The 13,342-nt window shown below is 47.1% G+C and carries 11 protein-coding genes; 9 read left to right on the top strand and 2 right to left on the bottom strand.

The genetic code is table 11. The features are described from left to right. Window positions 1-135 precede the first annotated feature (135 nt). From H6F77_RS09425 to H6F77_RS09395, 7 genes are all read left to right on the top strand, one after another. The gene (locus H6F77_RS09425; protein WP_190487677.1) at window positions 136-2,802 is read left to right on the top strand and encodes a CHASE2 domain-containing protein; all 2,667 of its coding nucleotides are present in this window, start codon (window positions 136-138) and stop codon (window positions 2,800-2,802) included. 218 nt (window positions 2,803-3,020) lie between these two features. After that, a complete protein-coding gene (gene carA, locus H6F77_RS09420; RefSeq protein WP_190487675.1) occupies window positions 3,021-4,178 on the top strand; it encodes a glutamine-hydrolyzing carbamoyl-phosphate synthase small subunit in 1,158 nt (385 codons plus the stop codon). 142 nt (window positions 4,179-4,320) lie between these two features. Continuing rightward, entirely contained in the window at window positions 4,321-4,482 is a 162-nt protein-coding gene (locus tag H6F77_RS09415) for a hypothetical protein (protein WP_190487667.1), read from the top strand. A 106-nt stretch (window positions 4,483-4,588) separates the two neighbouring features. Beyond that, window positions 4,589-4,957: an STAS domain-containing protein gene (locus tag H6F77_RS09410; RefSeq protein WP_190487728.1), complete on the top strand. Its 369-nt coding sequence runs from the start codon at window positions 4,589-4,591 to the stop codon at window positions 4,955-4,957. A 217-nt stretch (window positions 4,958-5,174) separates the two neighbouring features. After that, window positions 5,175-5,552 carry a Mini-ribonuclease 3 gene (locus tag H6F77_RS09405; RefSeq protein ID WP_190487726.1) on the top strand — a complete coding sequence of 126 codons (378 nt, stop codon included), beginning with the start codon at window positions 5,175-5,177 and terminating at the stop codon, window positions 5,550-5,552. Between the two features lie 409 nt (window positions 5,553-5,961). Then, window positions 5,962-6,786 carry a 23S rRNA (guanosine(2251)-2'-O)-methyltransferase RlmB gene (gene rlmB, locus H6F77_RS09400; RefSeq protein ID WP_375335928.1) on the top strand — a complete coding sequence of 275 codons (825 nt, stop codon included), beginning with the start codon at window positions 5,962-5,964 and terminating at the stop codon, window positions 6,784-6,786. A gap of 105 nt (window positions 6,787-6,891) precedes the next feature. Next, complete coding sequence (locus H6F77_RS09395) at window positions 6,892-7,173, top strand: DUF1816 domain-containing protein (RefSeq protein ID WP_190487663.1); 282 nt, start codon at window positions 6,892-6,894, stop codon at window positions 7,171-7,173. A gap of 105 nt (window positions 7,174-7,278) precedes the next feature. Here H6F77_RS09395 and H6F77_RS09390 read toward each other — a convergent pair whose 3' ends face one another. Then, a complete protein-coding gene (locus tag H6F77_RS09390) occupies window positions 7,279-8,127 on the bottom strand; it encodes an alpha/beta fold hydrolase (RefSeq protein WP_190487661.1) in 849 nt (282 codons plus the stop codon). A gap of 193 nt (window positions 8,128-8,320) precedes the next feature. On the opposite strand from H6F77_RS09390, the gene fmt reads away from it, so the two are divergent. Beyond that, window positions 8,321-9,328, top strand: coding sequence for a methionyl-tRNA formyltransferase (gene fmt, locus H6F77_RS09385; protein WP_190487659.1), 1,008 nt, complete (start codon window positions 8,321-8,323; stop codon window positions 9,326-9,328). 36 nt (window positions 9,329-9,364) lie between these two features. Here the strand turns inward: fmt and H6F77_RS09380 are convergent, their stop codons facing one another. Beyond that, window positions 9,365-9,721, bottom strand: a complete 357-nt coding sequence (locus H6F77_RS09380) for a DUF6464 family protein (protein ID WP_190487657.1) — start codon at window positions 9,719-9,721, stop codon at window positions 9,365-9,367. 218 nt (window positions 9,722-9,939) lie between these two features. Here H6F77_RS09380 and H6F77_RS09375 point away from each other — a divergent pair, with 218 nt between their 5' ends. Next, window positions 9,940-13,188, top strand: a complete 3,249-nt coding sequence (locus H6F77_RS09375; protein ID WP_190487656.1) for an NACHT domain-containing protein — start codon at window positions 9,940-9,942, stop codon at window positions 13,186-13,188. Window positions 13,189-13,342: the final 154 nt, after the last annotated feature.

Genomic DNA, 13,342 nt, shown 5'->3' with positions numbered 1-13,342 from the left:
GTAAGGAGTTGCAAAGCAGAGAATTAAAGCTAAGGTGTTTTAGAGAAGATAGTGCAAATTATAACAGCGAAGCGGTAGAATTCCCGACCCGCTATCCTCCCTTAGTAAATTTGTGGGTTAATAGAGGTTCTTCCTATGATTTCTAATTTTCTGACGAAAATTCGCCAAGGGTTATCAGATGGAAACGGCAAAACAAAATCCGCCTTCGACTTTGGTCGAACGGTGCTTCTAACCAGCGTTGTAGTGACGGCTTTGTTAGGCGGAGCGCGGTATTTAGGAGCGCTAGAGGGACTAGAACTAGGTGCTTATGACCAAATGCTGCGATCGCGTTCTAACGAAGGGCCAGATGACCGCTTATTGTTAGTTGGCATAAGCGAAAACGATCTAATGTCGCTCAAAGAATACCCTATATCTGATGGAACCCTAGCTCAAGCTTTAGAAAAACTAGAGCAGCATGAACCGCGAGCTATAGGCATAGATATCTTACGGGACATACCTCAAGGGAAAGGTCGCGAGGCTTTAATCGAGCAAATGAAGAGCGATCGCGTCATCGCTGTATGTAAACTCAGTTCCGCGATCGATAATGGCATCGGCGCCGCTCCTGGAGTTTCACAAGAACGGGTTGGCTTTGCAGATTTTCCCCTAGATCCTGGTGGAACTCTTCGCCGCAGTCTGTTGATTTCAACTCCAGTAGCTCCCAAAATTCCCGTAGACAAACCCCATTTATGTAATTACGCCGATCCGGAGAACCAAGTGATATCTTTTGGTCTCCAGCTAGCAATGCTTTACTTGCAGCCCCAGGGAATTGAGCCAGAACCGACACCATCTGGGGAAATCAAACTAGGTTCAGCCCTACTCAAACGCATAGGAAAAAATGCAGGCAGCTACCACAATGCTGACGCAGAAAATGATTACCAAATGCTGCTCAACTACCGCTCTGTAGATAATCCGGCAAAGCAAGTAACACTTACAGAGGTATTAGAGGGCAAGATCGATCCGGCTTTAGTCAAAGACCGCGTTGTACTTATCGGCTACACAGCCCAAAGTGTTAAAGACTACTTCGTTACGCCTTACAGTGGCGGTCTAAGAGATAACCAAACAATGCCGGGGGTTGTCGCTCACGCGCAGAATGTGAGCCAAATCCTCAGTGCAGCTTTGAACAATCGCCCTCTAATTTGGTACTGGCCTGATGGATATGAATTACTCTGGCTGTTCGGCTGGTCGCTCGTAGGAGGCACGCTAGCATGGAGCATTCGCAAGCCATTGTTTTTAGTCCTAGCTATAGGCGGAGGGGTAATAGTTTTAGTCGGAACTTGTTATGTTCTGTTTACCCACTCCGGCTGGATACCCGTATGGCCTCCTTTATTAGGGCTTGTGCTAACTGCGGGCGGTATCGTGTTGCTAGACAGAGGAGCGGCCAAGGCCATCTATGCAGGCGTAAAAAAGGTCTTGAAGCTGAACATCGAGATTGATGAAAGCAAGAAGCAGGCTGAGGTAGCTGAAATTACAGAAAGCGACTTTTTCAAGGACTTGCAGCAAAAAGCGGACGAGATCAGGAGCCGGGACAGCAAAGGTGCCAGCAACTCAAACAGTTTTACTCAAAAAGCACCGCCGACACGGGAAGAATCGGAAGCCGCAGAAATCGACTACTTCGAGCAGTTGCAGCAAAAGGCTCGTCTGACGAGGGAACAGCGTAGTGAATCGGAAAACAACACAGTATCAGATTCACTAGGAGCGATCGCACGGCCTGAAAATCGGGCTGAAGCCGATACTGCACCAGAAATCGACTATTTCGAGCAATTGCAGCAAAAGGCTCGTCAAACGAGGGAACAACATAGCGACCCGGAAAGCAAAACAGATTCACTAGGAGCGATCGCACTGCCTGAAAATCGGGCTGAATCTCAAGCACTACAACTGGACTACTTCGAGCAATTTCAGCACAAGGCTAGTCAAACGAGAGAACAACATAGCGACGGGCAAACCGAAACAGTTTCACAACCTCAAGAGCGATTGGAATCTGAATCCTCACAGATAGAATTCTTGCAGCGCTTGCAGCAAAAGGCGAGTCAGGCCAAGCTCGAATATAGCGAAGCACCTACTGAGATTGTCTTAGCTCCTACAGAGCCAACAACAGCAGAAGATAAACCTATAGGAGACTTCGACTTCTTGCAGCGCTTGCAGCAAAAGGCGAGTCAGGCCAAGCTCGAATATAGCGAAGCACCTACTGAGATTGTCTTAGATCCTACAGAGCCAACAACAGCAAGTGGAGATGAATCCACAGACTATGAACCTCTAGGGGAATTCGACTTTTTGCAGCGCTTGCAACAAAAGGCAAGTCAAGCCAAGCTCGAATATAGCGAAGCACCTACTGAGATCGTTTCAAAGCCTAAAGAGTCAACAACAGCAAGTAGCGAGGAATACCCAGAATCTCAGCCTCTAGGAGACTTCGACTTTTTGCAACGCTTGCAGCAAAGTTCTAGCTACGCTAAACCACAGTATAGCGATGCGCTGAATAACATTATCTCTTCTACAGACGAAGCGACTACATTACCCGATGAGCGCACAAACTCTGAAGACGTAGCAGAAATCAGCTTCTTACAGCGCTTGCAGCAAAAGGCTCGTGAGGCAAGAGTAGAATCTAGCGAAGTGCCTAGCGAGATCGTCCCAGATTCTACAGAGCCAAGCGCAGGGGGTGATGAAGCACCTAGTAAATCTGAATCTACACAACCTACTGACTACTTCGAGCAGTTCCAGCAAAAGGCTCGTCAGAGCAAAAACAAAGATGATGGAAATAACACTTAAAGGAGCCAGCTAGTATTGGTTGTGCATTTGTAGGAATCCCAGAAGACTACAAAGACAACTGGGCGATCGCCGTGCATATCCTCACGCTGGTATACCCAGTTGCTTTGTTCCCCAACCAGCCATGAGATAATTGCACCCGTCCAAAAGGACTCAAAGACTATAGACTGCTTTATTGTCTATAGTCTTGAGTCTAAAATTTACACTCTTCAAGATTTCCTATGCCTCTTGCTTCTGCTCAACCAGCTCTGCTAGTACTTGCTGATGGAACTTCCTACAAAGGTTGGTCTTTTGGTGCTTCTGGAACCGCTATCGGCGAAGTGGTTTTTAACACCGGGATGACGGGCTATCAGGAAGTATTAACTGACCCAAGCTACTGCGGTCAGATTGTGACCTTTACTTATCCAGAATTGGGTAATACTGGCGTCAATAAGGACGATGAAGAGTCAAACGGCCCCCAAGTGATGGGAGCGATCGCTCGTAATATCTCCGTCCGTCCCAGCAATTGGCGTTCCACCCAGTCCTTGCCAGACTACCTTAAGCAACACAACATCCCTGGAATTTACGGTGTCGATACTAGGGCACTTACCCGCAAGCTGCGTTCTAGTGGCGCAATGAATGGTGCAATTTCTACCGAAATCCTAGACCCCGCTGAGTTGCTGCAACAGGTGCAGGATGCTCCCAGCATGGCTGGCTTAAATCTCGTTCGGGAAGTTACAACGAACGAAATCTACGAGTGGTCTGAAGCCACCGATGCAGCGTGGGAATTCAGTTCTGGCATCCCAACCCCTGAAGGTGAACCACTTACAGTAGTAGCGCTTGATTTTGGCATTAAGCGCAATATTCTGCGACGCCTTGCTAGTTACGGTTGCCGTGTGGTAGTTGTCCCTATCAATACTCCCTCAGAGGAAATTCTTAAATACAACCCCGATGGGATTTTTCTCTCCAATGGTCCTGGCGATCCATCTGCCGTCACCGAAGGCATCGAAACCACTAGGGCGCTGCTAGATAGTCAGAAACCAGTCTTTGGCATTTGCATGGGACATCAGATTCTGGGTCATGCCCTGGGTGCAGAAACTTTCAAGCTTAAATTTGGCCATCGCGGCTTAAATCACCCTGCGGGTCTAGAACAGCGGGTAGAAATTACCAGCCAAAATCACGGTTTTGCGATTACTGCTGATTCGCTAAACCCAGAGGTAGAAATTACCCACCTAAACCTTAACGACCGCACTGTTGCTGGCTTGCGTCATAAATCGCTGCCTTTGTTCTCGGTGCAGTATCACCCAGAGGCTAGCCCCGGCCCCCATGATGCCGATTATTTGTTTGAGCAGTTTGTTAACTCTATGCGAGAACATCGCAAGACCAAAACCTCTGTTTAGAATCCACCCTACCCCTGCGGGAGCTATTGGCGCGAACATACCATTTCCGCAAATATATACCGCAGGCCAGAGCCGCTTTTTTTACGCACAAGGAGCAGCCATTAACTGCTAGGAAACGGCCAAATGTTCACTTTGTAAATATTTGGCGATTGATTGGGAGAGAAAAAGTAAATTTTCCCAATTGGGAAAAATTGTCCGAAACAACACAGCCGCTGGCAGCACGGGCATCGACTTTTTGTATGCCCCGGAACAGCTATGGGAATATTGCCAAAAAGCAGCAACTAATTTAAAATCGTCGGGATAAACGCAAGTTCCGCAGTGCTAAAATTGCAACTTTTGGCAGAAACGCCAGTGTCAATTGTGTTATATACTGGATCCTCGAACTTAGGACATCCAGATAGGAGGGAGTTATTCCTGAGCCATTAACCCTGACCGTCAGCTTAAGAGGCACAAGAGAGGTCAAGGACAATTACCAGCTATTTCGCCTCACTGGCTTGTTGGATGCCTTTTCCGAACCAACTTTTCGGAAGGTGGTCAGCAAGTGTATTGAGGATGGGCCTTTCCATATAATTTTGGATCTCTCCAAAATAGATTTTGTCGATAGCTCTGGCTTGGGCGCTCTGGTGCAGCTGGTAAAGAAGGCTCAAAGCGCCGAAGGGAGTTTGCAAATTGTCACCAATCCCCGTGTAACCCAGACTGTGAAGCTGGTGCGCTTAGAACAGTTTCTCTCATTGCAGCCTTCAGTGGAAGTAGCTCTAGAGAAAGTCACAAAAGCTTGAGGGAGAAACATACATTGCCGCTATCCGGTTTTGTTAACTGGGTAGTTTTTTTTGGCAATTTTTTACTACGGGGATCTGTAGTGCGACGCTAAAATCGAGACAAAGAGGTAGGGCAAGATTGGTGGACTCACACAAGCAAGGGTGTTCAGATTTGCTGGATAGTAACTTATTAGTTGGTTGTGCGGCAGTTAATTTAAATCAGCTGGGCGGCGCAACAATGGAGGTAAGCCAAATCGAGCAACTGTCACCGACAGCGTTAGCCTATTTGGGAGACGCTGTTTATGAACTGTATGTACGTTCGTACTTCTTGTTGCCACCGAAGCGATCGCGAACCTACCATAATCTCGTGGTTGCCCAAGTCCGAGCAGAAAGTCAAGCAGCTCAATTGCTGGCTCTCGAACCCTACCTCACCACTAGCGAATTAGAAATCCTGCGACGCGGACGCAATGCTGCTGCGGGAGGCCCCAAGCGTGTCGATCCCAAAATCTATCAGCAAGCTACCAGTTTAGAAACGCTCATGGGATACCTTTATCTTACAGACCCTAACCGCTTGACCCAGTTGCTGGCTCGCTTAGAGCTTTACCCACCTACATAAGTCAGAAATTTATAACAATATGGCTGATAAAGACCGCCCGTTTCGCGCTCCTGGCAAGCCAAGTGGAGGGAAGCCCATCCGGGTGAAGCGCGTTAGTGCTAAACCCAATTCTCGCGATCGCTCCGAAGAAAACGATCGGGGTGACAGACGCTTTCCCGGCAAAGACGACCAAGGCAAGCCCATCCGCTCAAAGCGTAATATTGGTGCTAACCCCTATCCTAGAAAGCGCTTTGACGAAACCGAGCAAAGTGATAGGCGCCATTCGGCTAAACACGAGCAAGTCAAGCCCATTCGCTCAAAGCGCGAGGGTGGTAGACCGCATAAGTCCCAGGAAGAATCATACACGGGAGACAGAGACAGACGCTATCAGGATAAGCCAGGGCGAGGCCGAGTTGGCGGCGATCGCCCAATGAACGATCGCCCAAGCAGCGATCGCCCAAGCAGCGATCGCAGCGTCACTAGCCCGCCGGAGGAGGACGCAGATCTGATTTACGGACGCCATTCTGTCCTAGCGGCTCTGGAAAGCGAACGTCAGCTCAATCGGATTTGGATTTTGCCTAACCTGCGCTACGATCCTCGCTTCCACACCTTGATCGTCAAAGCTAAGGAAAAAGGAGCTGTAATAGATGAAGTTGAACCATTCCGTTTGGATCAAATCACTCACAGAGCCAACCACCAAGGTGTAGCTGCTCAAGTCGGCCCATACGCATACACCGAGCTTGGCGACTTGATCGCCCAGTCAAAATCTACCTCCGATCAGCCAGTAATAGTTGTCACAGATAGCATCACCGATCCCCACAATTTGGGGGCAATTATTCGTACAGCTGAAGCCTTGGGAGTCCAAGGTTTAGTAATTCCCCAGCGCCGAGCAGTGGGAATTACCTCAGCAGTAATGAAAGTCGCTAGCGGAGCTTTAGAAACTTTTCCTGTTGCTAGAGTAGTAAATCTCAGTCGTGCTTTAGAAGAATTAAAGGCAGCTGGCTTTTGGATTTACGGTACTACCGCTGGTGCTGGTCAAATGGTACACAGTGTTCAATTTACAGGGCCGATAGTATTAGTCATAGGCTCTGAGGGAGAAGGCTTAAGCCTGCTTACACAACGCTGCTGTGACTTCCTAGTATCAATTCCGCTACAAGGAAAAACGCCGAGTCTGAATGCTTCTGTAGCAACAGGAATGGCTCTGTATGAAATCTATCGTCAGCGTTGGTCGCAGAGAATACATATGCCTGGATAATCTTTCCTCAGATACTTCCAAAAAGCAAGATGCCACACTATAACAAAGTGTAAAGAACAAAAACACTAGAAAAGAGCGTTGCATCCCACACAACAGGGAAATAACATGAAAGAATTCTTCATTAACATTCTCCAATTCTTTGGATTGGCTTGGTGGGTTGAAATTGTTACGGATAGCCCCCGCTGCACCTACTATTTCGGCCCCTATTTCACTGCCAAGGAAGCTGAGTATAACAAAGCTGGATACATCGAAGACCTGCAACAAGAAGGAGCTAAAGGCATTAAGGTTGCTGTCAAGAGATGTAAACCTGGCAACCTGACTATTTACGACGATTCGGGCGATCGCTTTGACCGCAATGCCAAGCCTGCTTTCAGCGGTCAGATGTAAATTCTTAGGAATGGGGAATGGGGAATGGGGAATTATGATTTGGTGGTAATTCTCCATCTTTACCTCCTTCTATATCCCCATGCCCTGTTACTCCTCTCCCCGGCCTCAAGCTGGTGAAACTACTTGAGGATTGAGCTTAATCCACTCATCAATGTCTGTAAGTATTTGATCGGGAATTTCCCAAGGTAGCAGGTGTGCTGTATTGGGATAGCACTGCCAATCGCAGTTTGGGAGGAGTCTGGCAGTTTCCCGACTAGACTCAGGAGTAATGTGGCGATCGCTTTCCCCAGCTAGCACCAAACTGGGACATTCGATTAGGGGTAGTTCTGTTAGTCGGTTGTATCCAGCTCTTAAGGCTGTGTTTAGTGCCCTTGTAGCTGATCCAGAGGTTTGCAGATAAGCATCCATAGCTTCATAAGCTAAATATTTATAAGCTGTGGGCGTATGCTGTTGGATCAGATAGCGATAGAGCGATCGCTTGCCAAAAGTATCAATATTCCACTTCCAGCCAGGTTTAATCCGGTTCAAAATTGAACACAGCCCCGTGTAAAAATTGTCCTGCCAGCTAATAGGCGGATGGTTCCCGCGAGGTCTAGCAGCCGTAGCAATTAAAATCAGACCGCTTACGCGATCTGGCTGCTTAAATGCCAACTCCATAGCCATAATTCCCCCCAGCGACCAACCCACCAGCAAGCAACGGTCAATTTGAGAGCGATCTAAGAGTGCTTCCAAGTCACTGAGGTGGTCGAGCATCTGAAAATCGCCAGCAGCGCCGCTCTTGCCATATCCCCGCAAATCAGGAGCCAGAGTTTTAAATCTACTAGATAAATGTTGGGTAAACACCGACATACAGCGACCGTTACCCGGATGGCCGTGCAAGCAGAGGATGGGGAACCCTTCTCCTTGTACTTGCACGGCCAGATCAAATTTAGAAGATGGTTGATTGACAGACACCTATAAAAAAATTCCAGTTATAGTATCGGACTATTCCCAGCTTAATTGCTGCGCGACGGTGGATAGTAAGGATTGGGAAATAATGAATTATCAAACTCGAATAGTGAATTGGCGTAAACTGGCTATTTCATAATTCACAATTGACAATTCATAATTATTCTGGCTAATTCCCAATTACCCATTTTCTACCTAAATGAAAGTTATCTTTTTTGGCACTCCCCAATTTGCCGTTGCCAGTTTGGAACGCTTGCTGGCACATCCAGAATTTGAAGTCTTGGGCGTTGTCACCCAGCCAGATAAGCGTAGGGGACGAGGCAATCAGATGTTGCCCTCACCAGTGAAAACTGTTGCTACATCAAATAACCTACCAGTTTGGCAACCGGAACGCATTAAAAAAGATTCTGACACCCTTGCCCAGCTCAAAGATCTACAAGCCGATGTTTTTGCGGTCGTCGCTTATGGGCAGATTTTGTCTCAAGAAATTCTAGATATGCCGGGGCTGGGGTGCATCAACGTACACGGTTCGCTTCTGCCCAAGTACCGGGGTGCCGCGCCAATACAGTGGAGTATTTATAACGGCGAGACAGAGACAGGCATCACAACCATGCTAATGGATGCTGGGATGGATACTGGGGCTATGTTGCTCAAAGCTTCTACACCCGTTGGGTTATTGGATAGCGCAGACCAACTGGGGCAGAATCTAGCTGATTTGGGGGCAGATTTGTTAGTTGAAACGCTGCTGAAGCTGGAACGACAAGAAATAAAACCAATTCCCCAAGAAGAAGCCGAAGCTACTTACGCACCGCTAATTAAAAAGCCAGATTATGTTATAGATTGGTCGCGATCGCCCATTGATTTACACAACCAAGTTAGAGGATTTTTCCCCGACTGCGTGGCAACATTTCGGGGAAACTCACTCAAAATTCTTGCCACTGCACCTATTGCCCCCGCTTACTTCCCTCAGTTGCCGCCAGAGTTGAAAATATTAGAACAGGATTGGCCTGCCTTATCTTCCCAGACAGCAAATCCTGGCGAAGTAGTGAGCATTCATAAAAAAATTGGCCCAATCGTCAAAGCTGGCGAAGGACTATTGCTACTGCGAGAAGTGCAGCTAGCTGGCAAACGCGCTCAATCTGGATGGGATTTTGCTAATGGAAGTCGCTTAATTGTGGGAGAGGTTTTAGGGAGATTTGAGTTTTGAGTTGATAATTTTTCCAGGCTGACTTGTTAACGCTGCTCACTCAGCAGTCTCAAAAAAGCGACAGCTCTCGCATGGCCCATCTGGATTGACAGCACAGCGAATTAGTTCTAGTTGAGCATTGAAGCGACAGTTCGCATCTCCTAACACCCAGCGTCCTCCTACAAAACTGCTCTCAGTCGGTCGTTGAGCAGATTGGACGTAGATGGCAATTTTCTGCAATCGATAGCGTCCAGCTTTGTATTGATAGCGGTGGCGGCGTTCCAAAACCGCGTAGGTCTTACCTTGAACATCAAGATAGTTGCCTGGTTGCGGCGTCCAATCGAGTTCGAGATTTCCGAGGGTCTGACGCGGGTGCGTCAAAATCACCTCCGTTGGTAAAGAATTTGGTTCCATAACTCACAATAGATGTGTTGCTGACTACATGGATGGTATCGCACTCGCCCTCAAAGCTTGACTATCTTAGATGAGAATTGAGCAATTGGTTTAGGCTAGCAAGACACTGCCTGGACGCTTGTTTGTAGAACCTTTGTCTCTTAAATTAGCGTCAAGCCTTTTGCCAGAGTCCTTGCAGGCAAGCCATAATATGGCTCAAAGCACATCAGCGAGGCAGCATGAGCTTGGAATTATCGGTGGCGATCAGTGTACTAAAGGCAGCTATTCCAGGACTTGCAAAAACACTGGTTAGTAAGATCAACAGCGAGTTAAACCCCACAGACTTAGAGAAAGCCCTGGAAGCTGGCAGCGATGCCGCCGTCAACTGGGACGCAACCCAGAGTTCGAGCAACCAACTGTTTTATAATTGCGGCGACAAGGAGGCTAGAGATCTTTTAGCGCGGTTTTTCAAAGATACGGGCGTTCAGGAGGAATTACAAAAGCCCCTGAAACATCAAGGAACCCCAGACATAGATTTTTTAATTTTAGCTTTTACAAAGGCAGGATCAGAACCTGAAAAGTTACAATTCCCTGAAAATAGCATTGAGCATTGGCTGAAAATTTTTGCCGATACTTATTTTGAGAAGACTAGCGCTTATCTAAGATTTGAACTTGCTAAAAAAGATTATCTCAAGCAACTGGCAAGCTGCTTTGATGATGTCAAGTTTGCTGGGATTGCGGTTGAAGGGCAAGAAGTCGAAAAGTCTGCTCATCTGGCACAAATTTTTGTGATGCCTGATGTAGAGGAGTCGCATACTAATGATGTTTTGCCTTTGGAGTATGAAAAAAGTCTAGAAGGAACGCTGGGAAAACGTCAGGCAAAATTACTTTGGGAACAACGCCACAAGGCACGTTTGGAACAAAGCGCTGGCAGGAAGTTTCCCGCACAACAGATATTAAGCCAAACCACTTCTCGCAAGTTCGTACTGTTGGGAGAACCAGGTTCTGGCAAAACAACTTTACTGAGTTACTTTGCTGTTACACTAGCTCAGAAAAAGCCGGAAAATCTGGGTTTAGCAGCAGATACAGAATTACTGCCTATTCTGATTCGGATTAGGGATTTAGAGAGAAATACTGATATTAGTATACTCGAATATTTGCAGCAGTTTGCTTGTAACAATCTATCTGTGAAAACCCTGCCGCCTGGGTTCTTTGAATATTGGCTAGAAGACGGAAGAGCGTTAATTTTACTCGATGGCTTGGATGAGGTAGCCGACTTAGGAAAGTGCTATAAAATTGTTGAGCGGATTCAAAATTTTTTACGGCAATATTCCCAGAATCGAGCGATTATTACTTCTCGTCCTGCTGGTTATCGGCGAGGATTTTTCCGCACGGAAGAGTTTCCGCACTATAACCTCCAGTTGTTCGACGAGGCAAAAATAGAATTGTTTATCAAAAATTGGTATGAGAGCCGTTGCAAAGAGCCAGAGGAAGCGCAACGACGCGGAGAAAATTTGAAGAAGGCGATCGCGGAACAAGACAGAATAAAATTATTGGCGCGAAATCCTCTGCTACTGACAATTATTTCGCTAATCCATCGCTACGAAGCGCATCTGCCCAGACAGCGACACAAACTTTACGATAAGGCTGTTAAAACGCTATTAACTAACTGGGATAAAGGCAAAGATATCGACGATGGTTGGCCGCTAGAATATCTCAAACGAGATGATATAGAACGTTTGATGCAACAGCTTGCTTATTGGATTCACGCACAGGGAAGCAGCAACAATAAAGATGGCGGAACTTTAATTGATTCTGAAAAACTGATTGCCCAATTAAGCGAGTACATTGCCAAAAAAAAGCGGATTGAGCGATATCAAGCGAAAGAAGAAGCTAAACGCTTTTTAAAGCATATTCGGGAACGCGCCGGATTATTGAACGAACAAGGGCAGGATTGTTATGCCTTTGTCCACAAGACGTTTCAGGAATACCTGGCGGCTGAAGACATCCGCTATCGACAGGAAGACGAAGACATTGAGGTAGTGCTAGAGGAGATACGAAAACATCTCCACGATGCCCACTGGCGCGAAGTGTTGCTGCTGCTAATTGCCCAGCAGAAACCAATGAAAGCGACGCAAGTCCTTAAGGAAATTTTAAAACAACCGACACCTTACGAAAATTTGTTGCATCGGAATCTTTTATTTGCTGGCAGATGTTTGGCAGAAGATATAGAAGTTTCAGATGAAAGTTTAGTAGCAAAAATTTTGCAAGCATTAGTAAATTTGGAAATTAGTCCTCATAGCAAAATATTTGACAAAATACAATCTCAGGTTTTTCAAACCCTTTGTTGTCTGTCTGAAACTGACTTTGAGGCTAAAGCGCTGCAACTGTTAAAAGATTCAGCAGCTCGCATCGATGAATTGCGGCTGCAAAAATATCGGGCAGTACTGGGGGAAGAAGATGAGGCGATCGCAACTTTACTGGCACGTTTACAAGATGAGGCTCCTAACGTTCGTTTGAGAGCTGCCTGGGCGCTGGGCGATTTGAGCAATGCCTCCGAATATGTGATACAAGCACTCGTGAGTACGCTAGAGGATGAGGATTCTAAGGTGCGTTCTTTTGCTGCCTGGGCACTGAGTAAGTTAGGAAATACCTCGGATCTTGTAATACAAAAACTCATGAGTCAGCTACAGGATGAGGATGCTTATTTGCGTCTTAGTGCTGCGTGGGGGCTGGGCAGCTTGGGTAATACCTCCGATTTAGTAATAGAAGCACTGCTCAATGAGCTAAAGGATGATGATTATGACGAGGATTCTGCTGTGGCCATAAGCGCTGCAATGGCGCTGAGGGACTTGGGGAAAGCTTCCGAGTCATTATTAATACACGGACTCTTGAATCGACTACAGAATGGAGATTGTAGCATCCGCTACTGGGCTGCCTTTGCACTGGGCGAATTGGGGAATGCCTCGAAGTCGGTGATAGAAGCACTCTTGAATCGGCTAGAGGATGAAGATTCTGACGTGCGCTACATGGCTGCCTGTTCGCTGGCTAGGTTGGGGGATACCTCACAGTTGGTGGTACAAGTGCTGCTTAATACGCTAGAGGATGAAGATTCTGACTTGCGTTCCAATGCTGTGTGGGCGCTGGGGCACTTGAGGGATGCCCCGGAGTCAGTAATAAAAGCACTCCTGAATCAGCTACAGGATGAGGATTTGGGCTTGCGTTCTAATGCTGCTTGGGCGCTAGGTAACATAGGGAATGCCTCGGAGTCGGTAATAGAAGCGCTCTTGAGTTGCCTAAAGCATGAGGATTGGGGCGTGCTTTCCAGTGCTGCCTTGGCGCTGGTTAAGTTGGGCAAACCCTCCAGTGAGATTGCCGCTGTTGTCGGCAAGTGGCTTGAGCAGCACCAAGACTCAGAAGACGTAGGGGATGCAATTGATACACTGTGGGGTTTGGTAGCAGGGGAGAACTCACTTTCAGCCACCTAGAGCAGACATTGGTTGTTTGTCAGATAGCAAGTAGATATTTGTTCAGGGGGTGACAAGCACCCCCAAACCATTACGCCCAAAGGATTTTGCGGTTCATGCCCCAGCTCAAAAATCTGAGCTTATTGATAACATACTTTGAGCAGAGAAAAGAGTA

The sequence above is a fragment of the Microcoleus sp. FACHB-831 genome (assembly GCF_014695585.1).
Taxonomy (GTDB): Bacteria; Cyanobacteriota; Cyanobacteriia; order Cyanobacteriales; family FACHB-T130; genus FACHB-831.
This window is presented reverse-complemented; position numbering and strand designations above follow the sequence as displayed.

What these genes read in the sequence shown, in the direction of transcription:
- fmt (WP_190487659.1), top strand. Translation starts at nt 8,321, where the DNA reads ATGAAAGTTATCTTTTTTGGCACTCCCCAATTTGCCGTTGCCAGTTTG.
- H6F77_RS09425 (WP_190487677.1), top strand. Translation starts at nt 136, where the DNA reads ATGATTTCTAATTTTCTGACGAAAATTCGCCAAGGGTTATCAGATGGA.
- carA (WP_190487675.1), top strand. Translation starts at nt 3,021, where the DNA reads ATGCCTCTTGCTTCTGCTCAACCAGCTCTGCTAGTACTTGCTGATGGA.
- rlmB (WP_375335928.1), top strand. Translation starts at nt 5,962, where the DNA reads ATGAACGATCGCCCAAGCAGCGATCGCCCAAGCAGCGATCGCAGCGTC.
- H6F77_RS09405 (WP_190487726.1), top strand. Translation starts at nt 5,175, where the DNA reads ATGGAGGTAAGCCAAATCGAGCAACTGTCACCGACAGCGTTAGCCTAT.
- H6F77_RS09395 (WP_190487663.1), top strand. Translation starts at nt 6,892, where the DNA reads ATGAAAGAATTCTTCATTAACATTCTCCAATTCTTTGGATTGGCTTGG.
- H6F77_RS09375 (WP_190487656.1), top strand. Translation starts at nt 9,940, where the DNA reads ATGAGCTTGGAATTATCGGTGGCGATCAGTGTACTAAAGGCAGCTATT.
- H6F77_RS09380 (WP_190487657.1), bottom strand. Translation starts at nt 9,721, where the DNA reads ATGGAACCAAATTCTTTACCAACGGAGGTGATTTTGACGCACCCGCGT.